The 23,319-nt window shown below is 72.1% G+C and carries 25 protein-coding genes and 1 pseudogene; 12 read left to right on the forward strand and 14 right to left on the reverse strand.

The window, feature by feature from the left end:
- Positions 1-140 precede the first annotated feature (140 nt).
- Positions 141-740 carry a Uma2 family endonuclease gene (locus ABZ340_RS25385; protein WP_358784128.1) on the forward strand — a complete coding sequence of 200 codons (600 nt, stop codon included), beginning with the start codon at positions 141-143 and terminating at the stop codon, positions 738-740.
- A gap of 104 nt (positions 741-844) precedes the next feature.
- On the opposite strand, the gene ABZ340_RS25390 is transcribed toward ABZ340_RS25385, so the two are convergent.
- The 6 genes from ABZ340_RS25390 to ABZ340_RS25415 form a co-directional block, all read right to left on the reverse strand.
- Positions 845-2,302, reverse strand: a complete 1,458-nt coding sequence (locus ABZ340_RS25390) for a penicillin-binding transpeptidase domain-containing protein (protein ID WP_358784129.1) — start codon at positions 2,300-2,302, stop codon at positions 845-847.
- Positions 2,303-2,327: 25 nt separating this feature from the next.
- The gene (locus ABZ340_RS25395; RefSeq protein WP_358784130.1) at positions 2,328-3,695 is read right to left on the reverse strand and encodes an FtsW/RodA/SpoVE family cell cycle protein; all 1,368 of its coding nucleotides are present in this window, start codon (positions 3,693-3,695) and stop codon (positions 2,328-2,330) included.
- Between the two features lie 43 nt (positions 3,696-3,738).
- Positions 3,739-4,188, reverse strand: a complete 450-nt coding sequence (locus ABZ340_RS25400; RefSeq protein ID WP_358784131.1) for an SH3 domain-containing protein — start codon at positions 4,186-4,188, stop codon at positions 3,739-3,741.
- 201 nt (positions 4,189-4,389) lie between these two features.
- Positions 4,390-5,658 carry a HAMP domain-containing sensor histidine kinase gene (locus ABZ340_RS25405; protein WP_358784132.1) on the reverse strand — a complete coding sequence of 423 codons (1,269 nt, stop codon included), beginning with the start codon at positions 5,656-5,658 and terminating at the stop codon, positions 4,390-4,392.
- On the reverse strand, positions 5,655-6,437 hold the full coding sequence (locus tag ABZ340_RS25410; RefSeq protein WP_358784133.1) for a hypothetical protein: 783 nt from the start codon (positions 6,435-6,437) through the stop codon (positions 5,655-5,657). The genes ABZ340_RS25405 and ABZ340_RS25410 overlap by 4 nt, the downstream gene beginning before the upstream one ends.
- Before the next feature lie 156 nt (positions 6,438-6,593).
- Positions 6,594-7,100, reverse strand: coding sequence for a dual specificity protein phosphatase family protein (locus ABZ340_RS25415; RefSeq protein WP_358784134.1), 507 nt, complete (start codon positions 7,098-7,100; stop codon positions 6,594-6,596).
- 111 nt (positions 7,101-7,211) lie between these two features.
- Here ABZ340_RS25415 and ABZ340_RS25420 point away from each other — a divergent pair, with 111 nt between their 5' ends.
- Both ABZ340_RS25420 and ABZ340_RS25425 read left to right on the forward strand, forming a co-directional pair.
- Complete coding sequence (locus tag ABZ340_RS25420) at positions 7,212-8,015, forward strand: nuclease-related domain-containing protein (protein WP_358784135.1); 804 nt, start codon at positions 7,212-7,214, stop codon at positions 8,013-8,015.
- A 137-nt stretch (positions 8,016-8,152) separates the two neighbouring features.
- Complete coding sequence (locus ABZ340_RS25425; RefSeq protein ID WP_358784136.1) at positions 8,153-9,169, forward strand: Ku protein; 1,017 nt, start codon at positions 8,153-8,155, stop codon at positions 9,167-9,169.
- Between the two features lie 161 nt (positions 9,170-9,330).
- Here the strand turns inward: ABZ340_RS25425 and ABZ340_RS25430 are convergent, their stop codons facing one another.
- Entirely contained in the window at positions 9,331-9,948 is a 618-nt protein-coding gene (locus ABZ340_RS25430) for a hypothetical protein (protein ID WP_358784137.1), read from the reverse strand.
- A gap of 592 nt (positions 9,949-10,540) precedes the next feature.
- Here ABZ340_RS25430 and ABZ340_RS25435 point away from each other — a divergent pair.
- From ABZ340_RS25435 to ABZ340_RS25445, 3 genes are all read left to right on the forward strand, one after another.
- The gene (locus ABZ340_RS25435) at positions 10,541-11,743 is read left to right on the forward strand and encodes a cytochrome P450 (protein ID WP_358784138.1); all 1,203 of its coding nucleotides are present in this window, start codon (positions 10,541-10,543) and stop codon (positions 11,741-11,743) included.
- Between the two features lie 30 nt (positions 11,744-11,773).
- Positions 11,774-12,886 (forward strand): type III polyketide synthase, encoded by a 1,113-nt coding sequence (locus ABZ340_RS25440; RefSeq protein WP_358784139.1) that lies wholly within the window; start codon positions 11,774-11,776, stop codon positions 12,884-12,886.
- Between the two features lie 352 nt (positions 12,887-13,238).
- The gene (locus tag ABZ340_RS25445; protein WP_358784140.1) at positions 13,239-14,942 is read left to right on the forward strand and encodes an SWIM zinc finger family protein; all 1,704 of its coding nucleotides are present in this window, start codon (positions 13,239-13,241) and stop codon (positions 14,940-14,942) included.
- A 60-nt stretch (positions 14,943-15,002) separates the two neighbouring features.
- Here ABZ340_RS25445 and ABZ340_RS25450 read toward each other — a convergent pair whose 3' ends face one another.
- The 4 genes from ABZ340_RS25450 to ABZ340_RS25465 form a co-directional block, all read right to left on the reverse strand.
- Complete coding sequence (locus ABZ340_RS25450) at positions 15,003-15,155, reverse strand: hypothetical protein (RefSeq protein WP_358784141.1); 153 nt, start codon at positions 15,153-15,155, stop codon at positions 15,003-15,005.
- Positions 15,156-15,492: 337 nt separating this feature from the next.
- Complete coding sequence (locus ABZ340_RS25455; protein WP_358784142.1) at positions 15,493-15,858, reverse strand: DUF4440 domain-containing protein; 366 nt, start codon at positions 15,856-15,858, stop codon at positions 15,493-15,495.
- Between the two features lie 119 nt (positions 15,859-15,977).
- Positions 15,978-16,391, reverse strand: a complete 414-nt coding sequence (locus ABZ340_RS25460; protein ID WP_358784143.1) for a PIN domain-containing protein — start codon at positions 16,389-16,391, stop codon at positions 15,978-15,980.
- Complete coding sequence (locus ABZ340_RS25465) at positions 16,388-16,651, reverse strand: CopG family transcriptional regulator (protein WP_358784144.1); 264 nt, start codon at positions 16,649-16,651, stop codon at positions 16,388-16,390. Before ABZ340_RS25465 ends, ABZ340_RS25460 begins: the two co-directional genes overlap by 4 nt.
- A 533-nt stretch (positions 16,652-17,184) precedes the next feature.
- On the opposite strand from ABZ340_RS25465, the gene ABZ340_RS25470 reads away from it, so the two are divergent.
- The gene (locus ABZ340_RS25470) at positions 17,185-18,114 is read left to right on the forward strand and encodes an aminoglycoside phosphotransferase family protein (RefSeq protein ID WP_358784145.1); all 930 of its coding nucleotides are present in this window, start codon (positions 17,185-17,187) and stop codon (positions 18,112-18,114) included.
- A 65-nt stretch (positions 18,115-18,179) separates the two neighbouring features.
- On the opposite strand, the gene ABZ340_RS25475 is transcribed toward ABZ340_RS25470, so the two are convergent.
- Entirely contained in the window at positions 18,180-19,424 is a 1,245-nt protein-coding gene (locus tag ABZ340_RS25475) for a hypothetical protein (RefSeq protein WP_358784146.1), read from the reverse strand.
- 389 nt (positions 19,425-19,813) lie between these two features.
- On the opposite strand from ABZ340_RS25475, the gene ABZ340_RS25480 reads away from it, so the two are divergent.
- The 4 genes from ABZ340_RS25480 (at position 19,814) to ABZ340_RS25495 (ending at position 22,195) form a co-directional block, all read left to right on the forward strand.
- Entirely contained in the window at positions 19,814-20,374 is a 561-nt protein-coding gene (locus ABZ340_RS25480) for a bifunctional DNA primase/polymerase (RefSeq protein WP_358784147.1), read from the forward strand.
- Positions 20,364-20,693 (forward strand): hypothetical protein, encoded by a 330-nt coding sequence (locus ABZ340_RS25485; RefSeq protein WP_358784148.1) that lies wholly within the window; start codon positions 20,364-20,366, stop codon positions 20,691-20,693. The genes ABZ340_RS25480 and ABZ340_RS25485 overlap by 11 nt, the downstream gene beginning before the upstream one ends.
- Positions 20,690-20,989 (forward strand): hypothetical protein, encoded by a 300-nt coding sequence (locus ABZ340_RS25490; protein WP_358784149.1) that lies wholly within the window; start codon positions 20,690-20,692, stop codon positions 20,987-20,989. Before ABZ340_RS25485 ends, ABZ340_RS25490 begins: the two co-directional genes overlap by 4 nt.
- 513 nt (positions 20,990-21,502) lie before the next feature.
- On the forward strand, positions 21,503-22,195 hold the full coding sequence (locus ABZ340_RS25495) for an SUMF1/EgtB/PvdO family nonheme iron enzyme (RefSeq protein ID WP_358784150.1): 693 nt from the start codon (positions 21,503-21,505) through the stop codon (positions 22,193-22,195).
- Between the two features lie 49 nt (positions 22,196-22,244).
- Here ABZ340_RS25495 and ABZ340_RS25500 read toward each other — a convergent pair whose 3' ends face one another.
- Together ABZ340_RS25500 and ABZ340_RS25505 are read right to left on the reverse strand one after the other, a co-directional pair.
- Entirely contained in the window at positions 22,245-22,517 is a 273-nt protein-coding gene (locus tag ABZ340_RS25500; RefSeq protein ID WP_358784151.1) for a hypothetical protein, read from the reverse strand.
- Positions 22,496-22,624, reverse strand: coding sequence for a hypothetical protein (locus ABZ340_RS25505; RefSeq protein ID WP_358784152.1), 129 nt, complete (start codon positions 22,622-22,624; stop codon positions 22,496-22,498). The genes ABZ340_RS25500 and ABZ340_RS25505 overlap by 22 nt, the downstream gene beginning before the upstream one ends.
- A 150-nt stretch (positions 22,625-22,774) precedes the next feature.
- Here ABZ340_RS25505 and ABZ340_RS25510 point away from each other — a divergent pair.
- Positions 22,775-23,110 (forward strand): annotated as a pseudogene (locus ABZ340_RS25510) (hypothetical protein); the annotation flags it as partial.
- Positions 23,111-23,319: the final 209 nt, after the last annotated feature.

Below are 23,319 nucleotides of genomic sequence, written 5' to 3' on the forward strand. Positions count from 1 at the left end.
CATCAGCGTCCTGTTCGCCATGCTCCGCGACGGAACCTTCTACGAACCGAGAAGCCCTCGACTCGCTTGACGAAGGACATAGAGGCACCCCCCCGAGTACGCTGGCCGGATCGGGCAGTCTCCGGCACATGGGAGCAAGCATGAGCGCCGCACGCGACTACGGCCTGGACGACGACTACGAGTGGCCCCGCCCGCCGGTGGGCGGCTGGACGGCGGACGACCTCGACGAGCTTCCCAACCTCCCCCCGCACACAGAGCTGATCGACGGGAGCCTCGTCCTCGTGAGCCCGCAGACGCGTTTCCACGCGCGCGCCCTGTACCTGTTCGAAAGCGCTCTGCTGGGCCAGGTGCCCGGCGAGTGGGACGTCATCCGTGAGATGACCGTCAAGCTCGACAAGCGCAACAGGCCGGAGCCCGACGTCCTGGTGATGCGCGCGGACGCCGACGCCGGACCGCGGCAGACCTGGTTCCGGCCGGAAGACGTCCTGATCGCCGTCGAGGTGGTGTCCGAGGACTCCGAGGACCGGGACCGCGAGGTGAAACCGCGGAAATACGCGCAAGCCGGCATCCGGCACTTCTGGCGCGTCGAGGAGAACGACGGCCTCCCGGTCGTCTACGTCCACGAACTCGACCCCGCGACCCGGACCTACGGCCTGACCGGCATCTTCCACAACCGCCTCAAGCTCACCGTCCCCTTCCCCGTCGACATCGACCTCACCGCCATCGACCGCCGCCGCTAGGGCCTGTCGCCACCCCGAGCGGGCCCACGGCCCACGGCCCGGGACCCACGGCCCACGGCCCGGGACCCGGCCGCGCGGTGGCCGTGCCCCGCTCCGGAGCCGGGTCAGGGGGCGAGCACCGCCTCCATCACCGCCCGCGCGATCGGCGCCGCCACCCCGCCGCCCGTGATGTCCGCCCGGTCGGCCGCCGCGTCCTCCACCACCACCGCGACCGCCACCTTCGGCTCCAGGTCCCGGTTCCCCTGCGCCCAGGAGACGAACCAGGCGTACGGCAGGCCGGAGTTGCCGACGCCGTGCTGGGCGGTGCCGGTCTTGCCGCCCACCCGGGCCCCGCGGATCGCGGCCTTGGCGCCGGTGCCGTTCTCCACCACGTCGGTCATCAGCTCCTTCAGGAGCACCGCGGTCGACGGGCGCATCGCCTGCCGCACGGGACGGGACCCGGCCGTCGCCACCGTGCCGCCGCCCGCCCGCACCGTCCGCTCCACCAGGTACGGCTCCCGCACCTGCCCCCCGCCCGCCACGGCCGCCGCCACCATCGCCATCTGCAACGGCGTGGCCCGCGTGTTGTACTGCCCGATCGACGACAGCGCCAGCTGCGCCCGGTCCACCGAGGTGTCGAAGGTGCTCCGCGCGACGGAGTAGGGAATCCTCAGGCCGCCGTCGTTGAAGCCGAAGCTCTCCGCGGCCGACGCCATGCGCGCCACGCCCACGTCCACGCCCAGCTTGGCGAACACCGTGTTGCAGGACCACTCGAACGCCTCCCGCAGCGAGGCGTTCGCACATCCGCGCGCCGCGTTCGTCAGCCTGGTCCGCGTCCCGGGCAGGGGGTACGGGTCGGGGGAGCGGGTCGGCGCGTCCAGGTCCCGCACCACGCCCGCGTCCAGCGCCGCCGCCGCGGTGACCACCTTGAACGTCGAGCCCGGCGGATACGTCTGCCGCGCCGCCCGGTTCAGCATCGGCCGGTCCGGGTCGCGGTTGAGCCGGGTCCAGGAGCGGGCGGTGGCCGTGCCGTTGCCGGACAGCTCCCCGGGGTCGTACGACGGTGTCGACACCAGCGCCAGGATGCGGCCGGTGGACGGCTCGATCGCAGCCACCGCCCCCTTGCGCCGGCCCAGCCCCCGGTACGCCGCCCGCTGCGCGGCCGGGTCGATGGTGGTCACCACGTCCCCGCCGGGGTTGCGTTCCCGGGCGCCGTCCCCCCACAGCGGGAACGGCGAGAGCATCGGGTCCGTGCCCGACAGCACCCCGTCCTCGGCGTGCTCCAGCAGCGTCGTGCCGTACTCCTGCGAGGCGAAGCCGGTGACCGGCGCGTACAGCGGGCCGTCGGCGTACGTCCGTTCGTAGCGCAGGTGCTCGCTGGTGTCGCGGGAGCCGGTGACGGGCTCGCCGCCGACCAGGATGTCGCCGCGCGGCTGCTGGTAACGGGCGATCTCCGGGCGGCGGTTGGCGGGGTTGGACTCGTAGGAGGGGGCCTGCACGATCTGGACGCGGGCGGCGTTCACCAGCAGGGCGACCAGCAGCAGGGCGCAGAAGGCGGCGGCACGCCGGATGTACCGGGTCACGGGGCCTCCCCGCCGGCGGTGCCGCTCATGGCGCCACCCGGCCGTCGTACGGGCGGCGGGCCGAGTCGCTGACGCGGATCAGCAGCGCCACGATCGCCCAGTTGGTGACCACCGACGACCCGCCCTGCGCCAGGAACGGCATCGCCATGCCGGTCAGCGGGATCAGCCCCGTGACCCCGCCGGCGATCACGAACACCTGGAGCGCCACGATCGAGGCGAGCCCCACCGCGAGCAGCCGGCCGAAGGGGTCGCGCAGCAGCAGGCCCGCCCGGTAGCCGCGCTCCACCAGCAGCGCGTACAGCAGGAAGATCGCCGTCAGCCCGGCGAAGCCCAGCTCCTCCCCGGCCGTGGCCAGGATGAAGTCCGACTTGGTGGCGAAGCCGATGAGGGAGGAGTGGCCGAGCCCGAGCCCCGTGCCGGTCACCCCGCCCGCCGCGAACGAGAACAGCGACTGGGCGAGCTGGTTGGGGCCCTGCCCCGCCTCGATCGAGGCGAACGGGTGCAGCCAGTCCTCGATCCTGCCGTGCACGTGCGGCTCCAGCCGGCCCACCGCCACCGCCCCCAGCGCGGCCAGCAGCAGCCCGACGGCGATCCAGCCGGTGCGGCCGGTGGCCACGTACAGCAGGACGACGAAGAGGCCGAAGAACAGCAGCGAGGTGCCCAGGTCCCGCTCCAGGACCAGCACCCCCACACTCACCAGCCACACCGCGACGATCGGCCCGAGCACCCGCCCGGTGGGCAGTTGCAGCCCCCACACCCGGCGGCCCGCGTACGCCAGCGCGCTGCGGTTGGCGGCCAGGTACGCGGCGAAGAACACCGCCAGCAGCACCTTCGCGAACTCGCCCGGCTGGATGGAGAAGCCGGCGATCCGGATCCAGATGCGGGCCCCGTTCACGGCCGGGAACAGGATCGGCACCGTCAGCAGGACCAGGGCGGCGGCGACACAGACGTACGCGTAGCGCTGGAGCAGCCGGTGGTCGCGCAGGACGAGGACGACGACGATGAACAGCGCCACCCCCAGCGTCGACCACACCAGCTGGGTGGGGGCCGCCCGGTCGCCCGGCGTCTCCAGGTCGAGCCGGTAGATCAGCACCAGGCCCAGGCCGTTGAGCAGGACGCCGATGGGCAGCAGCAGCGGATCGGCGTACGGCGCCCGCAGCCGCACCGCGAGATGGGCGAGCAGGGCCAGCACGCCGAGCCCGGCGCCGTAACCGGCGGCGCCGGGCGGGACCGTGCCGTGCCGGGCGAGGCCCACACCGCAGTAGCCGAACACGCAGAGCAGGACGGCCAGGACGAGGAGGGCCAGCTCGACGCCGCGGCGCCGGGGGAGGCGGGCGGCGCGGACGGGTGCGTCCGCCGCCGCCACGGTGATTCCGGTTCCGGCCTTCGTCATGTCCGGAACTTACCCAAATGGTGCGTTGTGCGCTCCGTGGGCATCAGCACCAGCGCGGCGCGGGGCCGATGTTGTCGATGTAACGGGCGGACCCCCACGCCCAGGTGCCGTCCGCGAGGAGGTACCAGAGCGGGTTGCCCTTCACGGACTCGCCTCCGGTCTTGCAGTGGATGGAGACGGTCTCACCCCGGTGGGCGTACCGGATGACCTGGGAGCCGCGGTTCGGCGCGCTGCGCAGGGCGAGCCGGCCGGCCGTGACGACCCCCTTGTACCGGCCTGGGTCGTGATGGTCGCCGCGGTGACCGTCCCCGCCGCGTCCGTTGCCGCCGAGGCCGTTCCCGCCGCTGTAACCGCTGTAGCCGCCGGTGCCGGGGTCGTCCCCCAGGGCGTCGTGTGCGGCGGCGGGGGTGACGGCGGCCGCGGCGGCGAGCACGCCGGTGGCGGCAGCTATGGCGAGACGGCGGGCGGTGGTGTGGGAGAGGCGGGTGGACATCGGAGTACCTCCTGAGGGGCGAAAGGGGTGGAACGGACTCACAGCCACATGAAGTGACCAATCGCCACATTAGGAGCGGGGTCCGGGGCGCGCCCGTCGCAGTGCGCCATCGGGGAGTGGTTGCCGGGTTGAGGGCCCGTCAGGGGTGGGGTGGGGGTTCCCTGGGGCGGCGATGGGTGGTCAGGTTTCAGCGGTGGGTGGTCAGGGAGGTGGTGGAAGTGTCAGCGTCGCCACCGCCCCGCCGTCCGGCGCGTTCGCGAACTCCAGCCGCGCGCCCAGCACCTCCGCCTGGCCGGCCGCGATCGTCAGCCCCAGCCCGTGCCCCTTCGCCCCGCCCTCCGTACGGAACCGCTGGGGCCCGTGCGCGAGAAGGTACTCCGGATAGCCCTCCCCGTGGTCCCGCACGGTGACGACCGGCCCGTCCACGGTCAGCACCACCGGCGCCCGCCCGTGCCGGTGCGCGTTGGCGACCAGGTTGCCGAGCACCCGCTCCAGCCGCCGCCGGTCCGTCTCGACCGACACGTCCCGGACGACCCTGACCTCCGTGGGCCCGGCGCCCGCGGCCCTCGCCGCCCGCACCACCCGCTCGGCCAGCGGCCCGAGCTGCTCGGTGTCCGCGTCCAGCCGCTCCCGCCCGGTGTCCAGCCGGGAGATCTCCAGCAGGTCCTCGGTGAGCGTGCGCAGCGCCGCCACCCGGTCCCGGACCAGCTCGGTGGGCCGGCCCGGCGGCAGCAGCTCGGCCGCCGCGTGCAGCCCGGTCAGCGGGGTGCGCAGCTCGTGCGCCACGTCCGCGGTGAACCGCTGCTCGGCGAGGAGTTTGCCCTGGAGCGACGCCGCCATCGAGTCCAGCGCGGCGGCGACCGCCGCCACCTCGTCCTGCGGCCGGGCCGGGTCCTTCGTACGGGGGTCGCCGACGCGGGCGTCCAGGTCGCCCGCGGTGATCCGCCGGGCCACCCGGGCCGTGGTGTGCAGCCGCCTCGTCACCCGCGTCACCGCGAACGCGCCCACCAGCAGCGTCGCCCCGATCGCCAGGGCCGACGACCATACGATCGCCCGGTCGAGCCCGTCGATGGTGCGGGCCTGCTGCGCGTAGTCGATCCCCACGGCGAGGGCCCGGCCGCCGTCGGCGGGACCCGCCGCCCACATCGTGGGCCGCCCGCGGTACTCGGCGACCATCGTGCCCCGCTCGCCGCCCGCCGCCATCCTCCGCAGCGACTCGGGCAGCCCCGGCGGGTCCAGGCCCGCGCCCCGCCGCAGCGTCTCCCCGGCCTCGTAGGACTCCGTCGCCTCCGCCAGCCGCTGCAACGCCCGGTCCCGGGCCTGTCCGACGGTCTGATGCGTCACGGAGACGTGGACGAGCGCGCCGAGCAGCGCGGCGAGCGCGCAGCACATCACCGTGATGAAGGCGGCGGCCTTCACCGCGAGCGTGCCCGCCCGCCGGGGCAGCAGGTGCCTCGGACGGAGCCTCATCGGGCGCTCGCGGAGGAGGGGGACGGCGACGGGGAGTGGGACGGCGACGGGGAGTGGGACGGCGAGGAGGACAGGGAGGCGGAGGGGCGCGGCGCGGCCCCGCGCTTGCCGGTGCGCAGCATCTCGTCGTGCGTCAGGAGCATCGCGCGCTGGTCCGGGTCCCAGGTCCACTGCACGCGGTACTCGTACCCGGCCAGGTCGGACGGCGAGCGGATGATCACCGACCGCCCGGCCAGCTCGACCGCGCCGACCGCGTCGTTGTGGGACATGACCTGCACGAGCCGGTGGCCGATGACGGTGTAGACGCGCACCGCCGTCTGGCCGGTCGGCGGCAGCCGGAACCCCAGTGTCATGTCCTCGCGTCCGTCGCCGGTCAGGTCGCGGTAGTACGGCTCCAGGAGCGGGCACCGGCTCCGGACGCCGCCCGGGCCGCAGTCGTCCATCCGGCGTGCCGTCTCCCGGTACGGCGCCTTGCCCTTGGAGTAGTCGTCCGGGTGCGCCGCGATCTCCGCCCGTACCACCGCCGCCGGGTCCACCGCGCGGATGTCGTCCCCCGGCACCGTCACGCCTTTGACGGTCTCGGTGTCGGCCTCGTCGAAGTCCCAGGCCGGACTGGACGCCGGCGGCAGGTCCGGCCACAGCCGCGCCGGGCCGACCGCGGTCGGCGTCGCCCCCGCACCCCGCAGCCCGCCCGCGTCACCGCAGCCGGCCGCGGCGGCGAGGACCAGGGCGGCGACGGCCGTACGGCGGGCCGCGCGCAGGTGGCGGCTGAGAGGCACTGCACTCCTGGGGGTCGAGGGGTGACGGGGACCGCGTACACCTTATTCACATGATTCGCACGGACGTCCTTTTTGCGGGTGCGGGTGCGGGTGCGGGTGCGGGTGCGGGTGCGGGTGCGGGCGCGGGCGCGCGGGCGGGGCCGTCCCCACCCGCGGCTACTCGGCCAGTTCCTCCAGCAGCCGGGCCGTGGACAGCCCCGCCCGCAGGTACTCCACGAACCGTTCATTGTGCAGCGCCCAGGGCGAGCGGCGGGCCCGGACCAGCCGGATCGCCTCCTCGGCGGAGCGGCCCTGCCGGATCAGCACCTGCGCGACGACCAGACCGGACCGGTTGTACCCGTGGTAACAGCGGACGAGGACCCTCCGGCCCGCGCCCAGGGCCGCGTCCGCCGCCTCGGCCAGCCGCATCACCCCGGCGAGCTGGGTCCCGTCCAGCGGGCCGTCGGGGATCGGCCAGACATGGTGCTCGACGCCCGGGTCCGGCCCGTGTCCGGGCAGGCGCAGCAGGGTCTGCACGAGATCGAACTCGTCCCGCACCACGGCGAACTCCAGCCGCCCGGAGCCCTTGCGGAACTCGTGCCCGCCCATCCACAGCCCGGGCACGATCTCGTTCCACGGACTGTCCGGGGCCGGTACGTCGGGCCGCTTCCCAGGCGTCCGCAACGGCGCCTCCCCCCCGATCCCTCGCCGCCTCCTGCCGGTTCCCGTCAACGGTAGCCGGGTTCTTGCCCGTGGAGCACCCCGCCTGTTCCCATGGTCATGGGGTGATGGTGCATGAGCGGAGCGCGCGTCGTACCGGCCTGGCGGCACGGACAGGAACGCCTGTACGTCTGCCTCCCGGACGGCAGGAACATCGCCTGGTACGACCGTGATGCCGCCCGGGTCAACCTGCTCGCCGACGACCACCGGGCGGACGCCCTCGAAGCCCTGGGCCCCTTCCTCACCGGCCCGGTCACGGTGGGACCGCCCCCGGTGCCCACCCCCGCCGAGCTCGCCCGCCTGTCCCTCCACCCGGACGACGACCTCGCCCCCAACCGCCCCGGCGAGGCCCACCTGGTCGCCCTGGACCGCGACCCCGGCCCGGCGCACCGCCTGCGCCCCGACCCGCGCCGCCGGGCGCTGGCCGCGGAAGAGGCGGTGGGGGAGGCCCTGGACCGCCTCGACGGGGCCGGCTGGCGCACCCTGCACTCCGTCCCGCTGCCCGGCGGCGACCGCATCCACCACCTGCTGATCGGCCCCGGCGGCCTCTTCGCCGTCCACGCGCTGTACGCCCGCAGGCAGCGGGTCCGGGTCGCCGACCCGCTCGTCACGCTGGGCCGCCGCGCACCGCAGCCGCTGCTGCGCCGGGTCCGCGCCGACGCCGACCGGGCGTCCCACGCCCTGACCGCCGAGGTCCGCGCCGTGCTGGCCCTCGTCGGCCCGGCGGACGTGTCGGTCGCGGTCCCGCCGCGCGCGGTCCGCGTCCTCCACGACGGCGAGCTGGCCGGCCTGGCCCGCCGGGGCGGGGTGCTCAAGCCGGCCGACGTCGAGGCCCTGCACGCGATGGCCCGGGACCGCTCCACGTGGACGCGGGTGTGAGACGCCGGGCGCGCTCCCCACCCGCCGTCCCGACGGTGGGCGCCCTACGATGAGAATCTCGCGAAGCGTGACAAAAGCCCCCCATGCGGAAATGCGGACATGGGGCGACGCGACCACCGAGATCACCGATCGGAAGGGTGCTGAACGTGAGATCCATCTGGAACGGCGCCATCTCGTTCGGCCTGGTGAGAATCCCGATCAAGCTGGTGAACGCCACCGAGAGCCGTACGGTCCTCTTCCGCCAGATCCACGCAGAGGACGGCGGACGGATCCGCCACCGCAAGGTGTGCGAGCTGGAGGACCGCGAGGTCGCCCAGGCGGAGATCATCAGAGGGTACGAGGACGCGGACGGCACGATCATCCCGATCACGGACGAGGACCTGGCCCACCTGCCGATCCCGACCGTGAAGACGATCGAGATCGTGGCCTTCGTGCCGGCCGACCGCATCGATCCGCTCCAACTGGATGCCGCGTACTACCTCGCGGCGAACGGGGCCCGCGCCGCCAAGCCGTACACGCTGCTGCGCGAGGCCCTCAAGCGCAGCAACCGGGTCGCGATCGCGAAGTTCGCGCTGTACGGCCGGGAGCGTCTGGGCATGCTACGGGTGATCGGCGACGCGATCGTGATGCACGGCCTGCTGTGGCCGGACGAGGTACGCGCCCCCGAGGGCGTCGCCCCGGCCGCGAACGTCACGATCCGCGACAAGGAGCTGGGCCTCGCGGACGTCCTGATGGACACCCTCGGCGAGATCGACCTCGACGACCTGCACGACGAGTACCGCAAGGCCCTGGAGGAGGTCATTCTCGCCAAGGCCACCGGCGAGGCGCTCCCGGAGGCCCCCGAACCGACGCCTCCGGGCCGGATCCTGGACCTGATGACGGCCTTGGAGGAGAGCGTGCGGGCGGCGCACGAGTCCCGGGAGGGGAAGGGGCCGGAGCCCACGGCGCGGAGGACGACCGCGCAGAAGAAGACGGCGACCGCGAAGTCGACGACCCCGGAGAAGCCGACCGCGAAGAAGCCGACCGTGAAGCAGACGACCGCGAAGCAGACGACCGAGGACAAGACGACGGGGAAGGAGACGTCGGCGAAGAAGAAGACGGCGTCCCAGAGCCGCAGCCGCAGCCGCAGCCGCAGCCGCAGCCACAGCGCCTGACGCCACCGCCAGGGAATGGCCCGCCCACGGTCCGGTCCCGAACGGTCGCCCACCCGGGACCGTCCGCCGGAACGGGGACCGGCCGTCACCCCCCGCCCCCAGCCTCCCGTCTCCCGCCCCCGCCCTTCGGCCTCACCGGCTCGTCCGGCCGGAAGACCCCGTCAGCCGCAACTCCACGGCTCCGGCTGCCGCGGCGGCGACCAGGAAGCGGACGGTACACAGCGGGCACCCGGGCCGGCCGGGCGGGTCTCCACCGCCCCCTCGGCCGCCCCGCCGACCGGACGCGCGGTCGCCGTGGGCAGTTCCTCGGGGGCGTCCTCCAGCTGCTGCACGGTCGCCGGCCCCGGCCCGTTGCCGGGCACGCCCGAACCGGTCGGCAGCCAGGACCACGCCGCCAGGGCCAGAGCGACCGCGGCGGCCGTACCGGCCACCCGGCCCGCACGGCGGAGCCGGGCACGCCGGTCCAGGTTCCGCCAGAGCGGGCCGCCCCATGGCTCCTCCGGCTGCCACAGCTCGCCGACGGCACCTGTCGCGGCGTTCCCCCGGTCGTCGTACGGACACCCCGCCCGCCGTTCCACCCACCGTTCCGCTTCGGCCGTGTCCGGCGGCCCGGGGAAGCGGCCCGGCGCCCGCTCCCACGCGGAGGGCTCCCGGGGAGCGGAACCCCGGATGGCGTCCTCGCTGTCGGCCAGGAACTTCTGCCAGACCTCCTCGGGAACGCCCGGCGTCCCCTCCGGTCCTCCCAGCGTGTCACCGCTGCCGGGCCCCAGCGTGGTCACGGTCCCCTTCTCCTCCTCGTACACGGTCGCGGGCGACGGCCGGGTGGGGAAGCGGGGCGGAGAACCGTCCTCCGCCCGATCGTCGCAAGGCACGGAGCCGACCACCAGCGGCCGAGCCCATTCTCCCGGACTTTTCAGATCATCCGATCGCACCCGGTCCGCTCACCGCAGAGGACCACCGGGGTGCGGGGAAAGACCGGGGCGCGCGTGAGGGCTGAGGCGCGGGCGAGAGGGCCGGAGCACGGACGAGGAGGCCGAACTCCGTCCGTACGCGGGCACGTCCGCCGGTGGCTCTCACGGCGGGACCCGCGCCGGGCGCCACCGCGGACGCACACTCCGCACCACGCGCTCGCTCGAACAGGTTAATCGGACGGCACCAGCGGTTGCGGGGTGCCGCCCGGGGCACGACGTGAGAGCCACCGGCGGACGTGCCGGAGCCGTCCCCTCTCGGCCCCCCTGCTCGTCCCCCTCTCGAAGCCCCTGCTCATCTCCCTCTCGAAGCCCTCGCCGCCCCCTCTCAGAGCCCTCTCTGTCCCCTTCTCAGAGCCCTGGCCATCCCCTTCTCGGAGTTCTTGGAGCCCCTGTGGAAGCAGTGGAAGCAGTGGAAGCCGCCTGGTCCTGCCCCTTCGACTTCGCGGAGGCACTCGAATTCGACCCACTCCTGCGGAAGTTACTGGAGGAACGCCCCATCGCCCGGATCACCATGCCGTACGGCGAGGGCGAGGCATGGCTGGTCACCCGGTACGACGACGTACGCGTCGTCACCACCGACCGGCGCTTCAGCCGCAAGGCGGTCGCCGGGCGCGACTTCCCGCGCATGACCCCCGAACCCATCGTGCAGTCGGAGGCCATCAACCTGATGGACCCGCCCGCCGTCACCCGCCTGCGCGGGCTGGTGGCCAAGGGCTTCGCCCCCGGCCAGGTGGAGCGGATGCGGGTGCGCACCGAGCGCGTCGTGGACGACCTGCTGTCCGCCATGGCCGCCTCCGACGCCCCCGACCTGTTCGCCCACCTCGCCTCGCCGCTGCCGATGCACACCATCTGCGAGGTACTGGACATCCCCGAGCCCGACCGCGCACGGCTGCGGCGCAACGCGCTGACGATGATGAACATCGGCGCCGCCGGCAAGGAGGCCGCCGTACGCGCCAAGGCGGAACTGCGCGCCTACTTCACCGAACTGACCGCCGAGCGCCGCCGCTACCCGGGCCAGGACCTGATCAGCTCGCTGGCCACGGCCCGGGTCGGCGACGACCTGCTGGACGACGACGAACTGGCGGTGATGGCGATGGTGCTCCTCATCACCGGCCAGGACACCACCACCTACGAGATCGCCAACCTGAGCTACCTGCTCCTGACCCGCGACGACCTGCTGTCCGCGCTCCGGGACCGGCCCGAGCTGCTGCCCCGGGCGCTGCAGGAGATGCTGCGCCACATCCCGTTCCGCAAGGGCGTCGGCATCCCGCGGGTCGCCACCGAGGACGTGGAGCTGAGCGGCGTGACCATCCGCGCCGGCGACGTGGTGCACGTCTCCTACCTCACGGCCAACAGGGACGCGGAGAAGTTCCCGAACCCCCACGACATCGACCTGACCCGGCCCTCCGTACCGCACATGACCTTCGGCTGGGGCTCCCACCACTGCCTGGGCGCACCCCTGGCCGAAATGGAGATGCAGGTGGCGCTGGAGGCGCTGCTGACCCGTTTCCCCCGCCTCCGGCTGGCGGTCCCGCCCGCGGACGTCCGGTGGAACACGACGTCGATCTGGCGGCACCCGCTCGCCTTACCAGTGACCTGGTGACGGCACATTCCCTGGAGGACGACTCTCACCATGCCCATTCTGTGCCGTCCCGCGGTGGCCGTGCCCGAGCACGTGATCACTCAGGAGCAGACGCTGGAACTGGCCCGCCGCACCCACGCCGACCACCCCCAGCTGAACCTGGTCCTGCGCCTGATCACCAACACCGGAGTCCGCACCCGGCACCTGCTGCGGCCCATCGAGGAGACCCTCACCCACCCCGGCTTCGAGGTCCGCAACCAGCGCTACGAGGCGGAGGCCAAGGCCCGCGTACCGGCGGTGGTGCGCCAGGCACTCGCCCACGCAGGCGTCGAGCCCCCCGACATCGACATGATCGTCTACGTGTCGTGCACCGGCTTCATGATGCCGTCGCTGACCGCCTGGATGATCAACACGATGGGTTTCCGCCCGGACACCCGGCAACTGCCCATCGCCCAGCTCGGCTGCGCCGCGGGCGGCGCGGCGGTCAACCGCGCCCACGACTTCTGCACCGCCTACCCCACGGCCAACGTCCTCATCGTCTCCTGCGAGTTCTGCTCCCTCCTCTACCAGCCCACGGACCTCGGCGTCGGCTCCCTGCTGTCCAACGGCCTGTTCGGGGACGCCCTGTCCGCCGCCGTGGTCCGCGGCACCGGCGGCACCGGCATGCGACTGGAACGCAACGCCTCCCACCTGGTCCCGGACACCGAGTCCTGGATCTCCTACGCCGTACGGGACACCGGCTTCCACTTCCTGCTGGACAAACGCGTCCCCGGCACCATGCGGATGCTCGCCCCCGCCCTGCGCGCCCTGACCACCCGCCACGGCTGGGAGGTCGGCGCCCTGGACTTCCTCATCATCCACGCCGGCGGACCCCGCATCCTCGACGACCTGTGCCACTACCTCGACGTGGACGACCACCTCTTCCGCTTCAGCCGCGCCACCCTCACCGAACGCGGCAACATCGCCAGCTCCGTCGTCTTCGACGCCCTGGACCGCTTCTTCGCCGCCGGCGGCACCCACCACGACGCCCGCGGCCTGCTGGCCGGCTTCGGCCCGGGCATCACCGCGGAGATGGTCCTGGGCCGCTGGTCCCCTGCCCCGGCCCCGGCCATCGGCGCACAGCGCCCGGCCACGGCGGCGGAGACGACCGGCAACCCCGTGTGACTCGCGGACGAACACCCACATGGCCGAGGACGCGCCCGGAAGCCTCCCGGCGAACGAACCGCGCCGACACGGAAGACCGCCCTGCCCCTGCGGCACGGCCGGCCCCCGGCACCGGAGCACGGGACCGGCCGGTTCCCCGGCACTCCCACGAACAGGCAGCCCACCTGCCAGGACACCGGCTCCCCCGTCCCGTACACGCCCCGGAAGTACGAGAGCCGCCCCACCGACCGCGTGCGCGGGCCGGACGGCCGACGCGGCAGACCACAGTTCGCGGCAGACCACAGATCACCGACGAGGGTGCTTTCCCGGCACATCGACGGACCGGCCGGCCGGCAGCCATAGGCTGACGGGCATGACGAGCAAGAGCGGAGGCGGGGCGGGAAGAGCCGCGGACGGACTGACCGAGGAAAACCTCAGGGCACTGGCCGGGACCCGTTCCTTCGAACGCGGGCTCGGGTACCTGGACGCGGTCTCCGGAGTCGAGATCGACGACGCCCGGATCACCGCGGCCGTCCACGGCACGGAACGCTACGAGGTGGAACTGGTCCTGGACGACCCCGGGGGCCTGACCGGCACGTGCGACTGCCCGTACGGCCTGGAGGGCAACTTCTGCAAGCACCTGGTCGCACTCGGCCTGACCGTGCTGGCCCGCCGGGAGAGCCTGCCGCGGCAGCGAAAGGCGGCCCGGGACCGCGCACAGACCCTCGACGCCTGGCTGTCCGGCCTGTCCCGGGAAGACCTGCTCGCCCTCGTGCGGGACCAGATCGCCGGGGACCGGCAGCTGCGCCGTCGCCTGGAGCTGCGGGCCGCGAGCGCGCGCGGAGACCTGGCCGGGATCCGGGCCCGCGTCCGTGAGCTGCTCGACATCGGCCCGTTCGCGCAGTACGGGTACGTGGAGTACGCCGACGCCCGCGCCTACGCCGACCAGGCCGGGCAGGCGGTCGCCGCGATCAGGGAGCTGACCGGCTCGGGCCGGGCCGCCGGCGCGGTCGTCCTGGCGCGGGAGGCGATGCGGCTGCTGGCCGAGGCGGCGGAGAGCGTCGACGACTCCGACGGAGGGCTCGGACAGATCGGAGCCGACCTCGCCGACGCCCACCACGCCGCGTGCCGCGCCGCCCGCCCCGACCCGGAGGAACTCGCGCACTGGCTGGCCGACCACATGCTCGGCGAGGCCGACGGACTCACCGGCATCGACCCGCTCGACTACCGGGACATGCTCGGCGAACGAGGAATGGCCGCCCTGCGGGAGCACGCGGTCGAGGCGTGGCAGGGCAACCGCACCGGCTGGGCCGAGAAGTACCTGATGGAACGCCTGGCCAAGGCGGGAGGCGATGTCGACGCGCTGATCGCCGTGCAGGCCGCCGACCTCGCCCCCAGCGGCCACACCCACCTGGTCATCGCCCGGGAACTGGAGGTCGCGGGCCGGCCCGGCGAGGCCCTGTCCTGGGCGGAACGCGGTATCCGGGAAGCCGGGGACCTCGCCGCGGTCGACACCGCCCTCGTCGACCACCTCTGCGACCGCTACGCGACGGCGGGCCGCCTCTTGGACGCCGTCGCCCTGCGCCGCGACCACTTCGGCGCCCGCCGCTCCCCGCTGGCTTACCGCCAACTGCGCACCGCCGCGCTGGCCGCCGACTGCTGGCCGGCAGAGCGCGAGGAGGCCCTGGCCCTGCTGCGCACCGCCGCGAGACGGCCGGGAAGCCCCGAAGGTCCGGTCCTGGTCGACGTCCTGCTCTCCGACGAGGACCTCGACGCCGCCTGGCGAGCCGCCACCGAGACCGGCGCCCACGATCGCCAGTGGCTCACCCTCGCCGACCGCGTCCGCCCCGACCGCCCCGCCGACGCCCTCGGCGTCTACCTGCGCCTGGCCGAACCGCTCACCGAACAGACCGGCAACGCGGCCTACGAGCAGCTCGTCAGCCTGCTGCTGAACATCCGCGACTGCCACCACCGCCTCGGCACGCCGGACGAGTTCACCACGTACGTCACCGCCCTGCGCACCGCCCACAGACGCAAGCGGAACCTGATGCGGCTGATGGACGAACACGGCCTGTGAGACACGACGCCCCGAAGCGCCGGCACGGCCCTCACGGACAGCCCGGCCGGCAAAATCCCGTCACCGACCGTACGCCGCGCCCGCGCCACGGGGCCCGCGACCGCAGTGGCAGCCGACAACACGGACCAGGCCGGCGACGGTGACCTCCAGCGGGGCGCAGGCGGGGCAGTAGGCGATCTCGTCGGGGTTGCCGATGCCGCGGCGAGCCGGCATCCACCGCTGCCGGGTCGGCTCGTCGCCGTCGAACTCCCGGACTGCGGGCAGACGGGCGGCGGCTCAGTCGTAGAACCGGTCGCCTTCGGCTCCGGGGCCCGCCGACAGCCGCCGTCATGTCTCGGGCAGGGCCTGGGCGGGGACATGGCCGATGCGCGGGCCATGGACGGACTGGGACTCGGCACGGCGACGACGCAGGAGAGGCCGTGGTCTTCGAGGAAGCGCCGGAAGCGGGAATCCTCTCCGTAGGAAGAATCCGCAACGACTCGGGCGGTGGGGGCGCAGGAGCCAGGGCACGGCGGATGGTGCCACGGCCGGCTGAAGCCGTCCCGCCCGCTCAACCGGTCGGAGTGCCCTGGTGGAAGTACATCCGCCAGCCCGTCTCCGTCAGACGCCACAAAGAGCTCCGCCATGCCCGACGGCCCTGGTCGTCGGCGAAGTAGGTCAGGTGAACGACGCCCGGAGCGAGGACGACTCCGGACATTTCGCTGACCTCGACCGGGGACTCCGAGGCCACCGAGCCGCCGCTCGTCACCGTGAGGATCGACTCCACGTCCCACCGGCGTCCGGAAGCCCCGATCTCGGTGAACTCCGGATCCAGAAGCTCCAGCACACGGGCCGGGGAAGCGCGCACCGCGGGATCGAGAAGCTCCATCTCCCCGTCGATGGCCGCCTGCACGATCCGCTCACTCTCGTCCGTCATGCGGGAACCCTACGGACGCCGCTTGCCAAGGCACAGCGAATTGATCACACGACGCAGAGACGGCGCGGGGAAGCCGTCACTCTCGCTCTCCGTGCGTGAGGCGGAGGTCTCCAACGGAGTCAGACCGCGATGACCGTGGCATGTCCGCCGCACAGGGCCCTCAGATCCTCTGGATCCGACGTCAGGATGGTGACCGGCCCAGGGGCTGTCAGGGCGGTGGCGGCAAGCATGGCGTCGATGGCGTACTTGTGGCCGTGCAGGCCGGCGTCGGCGAGCAGGGCGGCGGCCTGGCGGGCGATCGGCTCGGTGATCGGTTCGATGACCAGGCGGGAGAGTGTCCACTCCAGGGCCGGGCGGTTGACGCGGGGGTGGACCACTTCGACGAGAGTGGCCGCCGAGGTGATGACCCGGAGGTCGTCGGCGCGGGCCAGAGCGAGCCAGGCGGTGACCGTACGGTCGCGCAGGACGGCCTTGGCCAGACCTTCACTGTCGAGGACGAGGGTGCCGCCGGGGACCGCAGAGGAGCGGGTCACGCGGCGCTCGTCCCGCGCTGTGTCTGCTCCCGTCGCGCCTGGGTGAGCTGGTCGCGCAGGGACTGGATCTCTTCGTCCGTGACAGGGCCGTGCTCGGCCTCGGCCACCTGGATCAGCTCGTTGAGGTTGTCGCGTTCGATCTGGCGGGCGACGGCCGCGGCCACGTAGGCGGACAGACCGGAGGGGCCGCTGCGGGCCTTGGCGGCCTCGGCGATGTCGCGCGGCATGGTGATCGAGTACTTGCCGGTAGGCTCACTCATGCTACAAAACCTACCTCTTATCCTCCCCGCTGTGGGAGGAAACACTTCCTCCTCCTGACTCGTCAGCCTGTGGCGGGGAAGTGCCGACACCGGCGGCACCGCAGCCGACGGCCGACTGTTCTTCGACGAGAAGGGCCGAGCGGCCCACGCGAACCTCGCGCCCCGCGGGAGCTGGTTCCGAGGGGACGGGCACGCCCGGTCTCTTCGGCAGGCCGAGGTGGAAGCGCAGATCGAAGACGTGCGGATGTGAAGACTCCGGAAAGCGCAACGCCCACCTGGGCCGTATGCCTTCCGGCATGAACAAAGAGGTCCCTGGCCTGCAGGCCAGGGACCTCTTTGACACTTCTCGCGAAGTGCCCCCGGCAGGATTCGAACCTGCGCACACGGCTCCGGAGCCCAGGTGAGAACGAGGGACCTCCCGGGTACTGACCTGCGACGAAGCGCTTCTGCAGGCTTCCTCCAACCAAGATCATTACGCCCCTATTACGTGGGCGCCCTGTCCGCGGATGGAGCCGCGCCGTATCGTCGGAAGCATGATCTCGGGCAGTGGCGGGGGACCGCACGACGGCGGTACGGAGTTCACGGCGGAGGGCGTGGCGGTCGTCCTGCGCGAGGCGTGCGAGGTGGCCGGGCTGGACGCGACCGGGGCAGAGCTGCTGCGGCTGGGTTCCAACGCGGTGTACCGGCTGGCGTCCTTACCGATCATCGTGCGCATCGCGCGTGACCCCGCCGTTCTGGCGGAGATGGAACGGGCCGTGGGCGTCGCCCGGTGGCTGGAGACGGCAGACTTCCCGGCCACCCGCGTGCCGACCGGGATCGCTCAGCCCATCGTCGTGCGCGGTCTGGTGGTGACCTTCTGGGAGAGCGTCCAGGAGCGCGAGGAGTACGCGACGTTGGGCGAAGTGGCCGACCTGCTCCGCCGGCTCCACTGGCTGGAGGAACCCGAGTCGCTGGGCCTGCCGTACTTCGACCCCATGGCCAAGCTGTCGGCCTCGCTGGGCGGCCTGGACGCCGTCTCCGAGGAAGACCGGTCCTTCCTGGAGGAACGGGCCGCCAGGCTCGCCAAGGAGTACGACCGGCTGGACTTCGTGCTGCCTTTCGGGATGATCCACGGGGACGCCAACATCGGGAACGTCCTCCGGCACCGGGACGGCCACGCCGTCCTCATCGACCTCGACGGCTTCGCCCTCGCCCCGCGCGAGTGGGACCTGATCCTGACCGCGCTCTACTACGACCGGTACGACTGGCACACCAAGGCGGAGTACGCGGAATTCGTCCACCGCTACGGCTTCGACCTCATGAACTGGCCCGGTTACGAGACCCTGGCGGACCTGCGGGAGCTGATGATGGTCGTCTGGCTGGGTCACCAGGTGGGCACAAGTGAGCGTTCCGCTGCCGAGTTCGCCCGCCGCGTGCGGTCACTGCGGACGGGTGAGGGGCGCGACTCGTGGAGTGCTTTCTGAGCGTCGGCGATGCAGGCTCAGGGCCGTACGGACTGGCTTCCTGTTCCTGCTTCAGCAGTTGACCTTCACGCGGCTCTCCCTCCCGCAGCGATCCACAGCCTGTGCTCTCGCGCCTGCTCCGCAAGATCACGCGCTACGGCACTGCGGCCGGTCAGGTCGAGGTTCCGCCGGAACTCGGCGAGATAGCTGATGCACCGAGCGGACTTGAGCTGCTCCCCGAGATCCAGCGCGTCGAGTGCCACGCGGCACGCCTCCTCGACGTCCCCCGCGCGCAAGTGGGCGTCGGCAAGAACCATGGTCGCGAAGAAGTCGCTCCGTACGTGGCTGCCGCTCATGGCGTTCTCCGCGTGGGATACCGCCCGGCGGGCCCTGTTGACGTCACGGAAGCAGTGGGCGGTCTCGGCGGCAAGCTCGGCTTCGTCGAAGTAGCTGATCCACTCCGGCTCGTCCTCGCTGTTCCGGCTTTCGAGGGCCTTGGTCGCCGCGTTCAGAGCGGCCTCACAGGCAGTGACATCTCCGGTGCGTGCGAGGGCGCGGGCCTCCATCGCGTGGAACTGGGCGCGCAACGTCGGCGTGGCCACCGGGGAAATGCCCATGAGCGCGGCGCGGGCGAGAGTGGCGGCCTGGGTGTACCGGCCCAGGAAGGTCGCTTGGTGGCTCATCGCCGACAGGATGCTGCCCGCGAGCCGGCGGTCGTTGGCGTCCTGGGCGAGGCGGAGGGCCTGGAGGAAGTACCGCTGGGCGAGTCCATGGTGACAGGCGTCGTACGACATCCAGCCGGCAAGGAGAGTCGCCTCGGCCACGGTGGAGAACAGGGCTCGGCCCACCTGCTCGGTGTACCGGCCTCGCAGGAGCGGAACCACATCGTTGTTGAGGTACTGGATGAGCGAGTGACGCGCGTGGTCACCGCCGAACCTGTCGTCGAGCTGGGCGAACATGTCCGCCGTGGTCTTCACGGCCGCCACGTCACCGAGACCGACTCGGACACCCTCGCCGCGCGGCCTGGGAACACTCGGCTCCGGCGCGACCAACCACCGGAGGGACGCCTCGCTCCACGCGGGCTCGGACGGTTCCGCCGTGAGCAGCGGGTCGTACTGGTTGAGGTCCGCATGCCACAGCTGGCCGACCGTTTGAATGGCATCGTCCGGGCTGGCGGGATAGACGGCGTCGAGTACGGCGGCGTCCTTCGGCTCCCCGTGGTTCAGACCGAGTTCCGCCGCGCTGGTGGCGTAGGCGTCGCACAGCAGCGTCCCGTAGAAGTCGTCCGGCGTGCTGTGGCCGTTCTCCCAACTGGCGATGCGGCGCTTCACGCTGGTGTCCGAGGGAAGCTGATGCCCACGCTGGGCGGCAACCCGGCGTAACTCCCTCACCAACCGCGGCTGACTCCAGCCCCGGCCAGTGCGAGCCTCACGTAAGCGGACGCTGGTCGGCTTCATGAAGACGTGGCCCTTCACTCCCTGCGCATACGCCGGTGCGACGACTCGGGTTACCTGCCCGAATGTACGCGCTGGTCATTGCCCCGTGCAGGTAGTAATCGGAGATTGTCTGCGGAGATGGGGTGACGGGGGATGACGTGACACGGGTGCACGCGTCATCCCCCGTCACCTCTCGTCATCTGCCCTGGCCAGGGGCCATCCCGCGAGTGTGGATGCACGGCGGCATCGGGGCCGCGCCACAGTCCGACTGAGGGTGGGATGACGTGCAGAGGATGACCCGGCGGGGAATGGAATGGCTGTCTGCGTCGGCGGACGACCCGGCGCAGTGCCGACAGATCTGGGTGGATGACCCGCGGATGCCCTGCTTGCTGGCGACCGGCCGCTTCTTCGACGTGGTGAGCGTGGAGGAGCGCCTGGGACTGGAGATGTTCGACCGCCTTCTGCGCAGCGGGCTGCCGTTCGGGCCTGCGGTCGTGGACCGCAAGGCTCAGCGCGTCGGGTTCTTCCTGGGCTCGCAGAGTCGCGAAACCTTCGGGTACTACCTCCAGCGCGAAACGTCCTCCCCGCCGCCTTACCGGTATCTCGGGCAGGGGTCCGCCGTCGTCGTGCCCGGCCCCATTCCGCTGTCCGGTGATCGTTACCAGTGGCTTCGTGCGCCGATGCGCCGGCCGGAGGCCAACCCGTTGCGCCCGGTGGCTCTCGCGACCGCGCTGGTGGCCTCCGCGGAACTCCTGGCGAGGATCGACCGCTTCGGGGAGCAGTACCCGACGCCGTACTCGGCGGTCGCTGCGCTTCCGGAGGAGACGACCACCGATGCGGGATGAGCCGGCCAACAAGTGTGACGCTGCTACGTGGTCACCTCTCGACAGCGACGGATGGTACGCGGCTCGGAACGCGACCACCGCTCTGCGGGATGCGCTGGTGCGTGCGGGTCTGGAGAAGGACTTCCCCTACCTGCGCGCGGACCTGAACGCCTTCGGGCACGGCCTGGTCGAGCTGGGCCGGGTGTCTCCGGGCACGGCGGAGCGCCTTGCAGAACTGCTGCGCCTGGCGTTGGCAAGTGGCTTCGGCCAAGACAGTGACGGTGCCGAGCACGCACCGGCCACCGTCGAGGAACCCCGAGGGAAGGACCTGACGTCATGACCGACCGGCGAGGAGTGGTGGCCAAACGCGCGGAGGACTTGATGCCGGGCGTGCCCTACGTCCGAGGCTGGAACCGTGCCCGGCGAAGCGCCGGCACCCTGGCCGATCAGCTGGTGCTGCTCGGGCTGGACTCCGACTTCCCTGGCCTGGTGGCCGACGTGAACGTCTTCGGTGATGGCTTGGTGCAGCTCGGGACCGTCCGCCCCGAGGCAGCCGAACTGCTGGCCAAGCTGATCACGGCGGGACTGGAAGCGGAAAGGCATGGCGGGCTGGCTCGGGAGGCACCTGCGGCCTGAGCTGCCCTCGGACGCCGGTTGGTCGCGATCGAGCAGACTCCCGGCCTCGTACGACATCGTTCCCTGGCGCTGTCGTACGGGACTCTTCATGTTCCGGCATCCTCTGGCGTGAGCCTCGGCCTGCCGCTCGGCCGGGACCGGCGCCCCAGCGCCGCAGCCCGGACGAAGCGGCAGGCCGGTAGTGACATCAGCTTGGAAGCTGCGATCATTTGGGGCCGTTTTATGCACTGACCTGGGTGAACGGCCTGGGCGTAGCGTCGTCGGGCAGGGCGGCTTTCACTGTGATTCCCCGCTGTTCCCCGCTCGATCTGGTGCGGTAGTGGTGCAGAGCTGCGGCGTCCAGGAAGTGATCAGCTGGTCACGCTCCCTTCCCGGACCCACTTCCCCGTCCGGGATGCCCGGCTGCTAGCGTCCGGCGCCATGTGGGCGCAAGAGATCGTGGCCGGACGACCGGCTTGGCGGCACACCCCTTCCGGGGTGGTCTTCCGGGCTGTGCCCGGTGGGACGTTCCGGATGGGCTTGTCCGACGCGGAACTGGACGCGGTTCGCGCCATCGAGCGGGCCGACGGCGCCGATGACGACCTCGAGGCGTTCTTCGCCGGCGCTGACCGGGCCCGGCCGGTGCGCGAAGTGCGGGTCGAGCCGTTCCTGATCGCCCGGCATCCGCTGACGGTGGCGCAAGTACGGCACTGGCTGCCCGAGTACGAGGACAGCTTCACCGAATCGGATTCGAGCACGGCCCGGCTCGAGGACGACTTGGACGACCTGCTCGGGACGTTGCCCTTCCGGCTGCCCAGCGAGGCGGAGTGGGAGTACGCGGCCCGGGCAGGCACGACCACTCTGACCTTCCGCGGGGACGGGAGGCCAGGCGAGGACCAGGTGCTCGACGACTTCGCCGACGAGGAGCGCACTGCCGTGGCCGAGAACGCCTTCGGGCTGGCGGGGATGGGGTCGGCGAATGAGATCTGCGCCGACGTGTGGATCCCGCATTTCACGGACGCGCCGACGGACGCACGCCCCCGCACCGGGGACGGACCGCGGGTGGTGCGTGGAGGCGGCGGCGACCTCTATCCGTGGCAGGGCTGCGACGAGTGGCTGCTGTTGCTCTCCGCCACCCGCGATGCGTTCCAGGACTTCACAGCGGTTCGCCCGGTCGCACCCGTGCCGGCCAGTCAGGGGCATGCCGGGCATAGAGGAAACACGTAGGCAGAACGCGCGGCCCTGGAAGGGAAGGTCCGGCACGGCGACAGATCCCCTACCGCCGTAAGAACTGCGGACAGGGGACCTGTGGGTGCGGGCTTACTTCTTCTTGCCCTGAGTCTTGCCGGGGATCTCGGTGAGCTGGGTTTTTTCTAGTCAAAGGCGGTGGGCTCGTGTGTTTTTTTGGGGGGCGCGTGAGGCCGGGGCGGCTGTACGGGGAACGGGCGAAGGTGCCGCGGCCCATGATGGCTTCGACGAGACCGGAGGCCCGCAGTTCGGCCAGCCCTTGACGAACCGTGGGGCGCGTCACGCCGGACTGCTTCGCCAACGCTTCCTCCCAGGGAAGCGGTCGGCCGGGAAGGTGTCGCGCAGAATGCCGTCGCGCAGGTAGTCGGCGATCTGCCGGTACTTCGGCTGCGTGTTCTTCGGCGGCATGGGACCCTCCGTGGCCGTGGCCACTGCTTCTTCCGTCCATGGACGGACAGCGCCACTCCCACGCGAAGGCGGTTGACTGCCCGTACTACGGGCGGTCCGGCAACCCGAAGGATCGCCCTTCGGGTGTCGGAGACGAGGAGATCCGAAACAGTGGCAAGCCTTCCGGCCGACACCGCGAAGTTCACGGGGATCATCTGCGCCGTGCCCCCGGCTCCGCGGGTCACCGACCGTGAGACCGGTCGGCTCCGGGTTGACCAGGAGACCGGCAAGACCGTGTACCAGGTCGACCTGTGCTTGATGGCCGGGGCGTCCGCGGACGTCGTGACCGTGAGCGTGGTGGGGGAGCCTGCCGGTGTGCAGACCGGTATGCCGGTGGCCGTACGGGACCTGGTCGTGACGCCCTGGGAGAACGAGGGGCGGCACGGGATCGCGTTCCGCGCGGCGGAGATCCGGCCCCTGAACGCTTCCGCTTCGGCGGGCAAGGGGACCGGGCCTGCCTCTGGCCTGCCGAGAGACCCATCAAGATCATTACGTCGCCATTATGTGATCACTGTCATGGGGCTGCATCGAGCCGCGCACACCTGCGCACGCAAAAGACCCCGCACCCAGCGAACACGCTGACGGCGGGGTCTTCAGGCACTTCACACGAAGTGCCCCCGGCAGGATTCGAACCTGCGCACACGGCTCCGGAGGCC

Origin of the sequence: Streptomyces sp. NPDC006134, from assembly GCF_040628835.1 — a bacterium.
GTDB lineage: Bacteria > Actinomycetota > Actinomycetes > Streptomycetales > Streptomycetaceae > Streptomyces.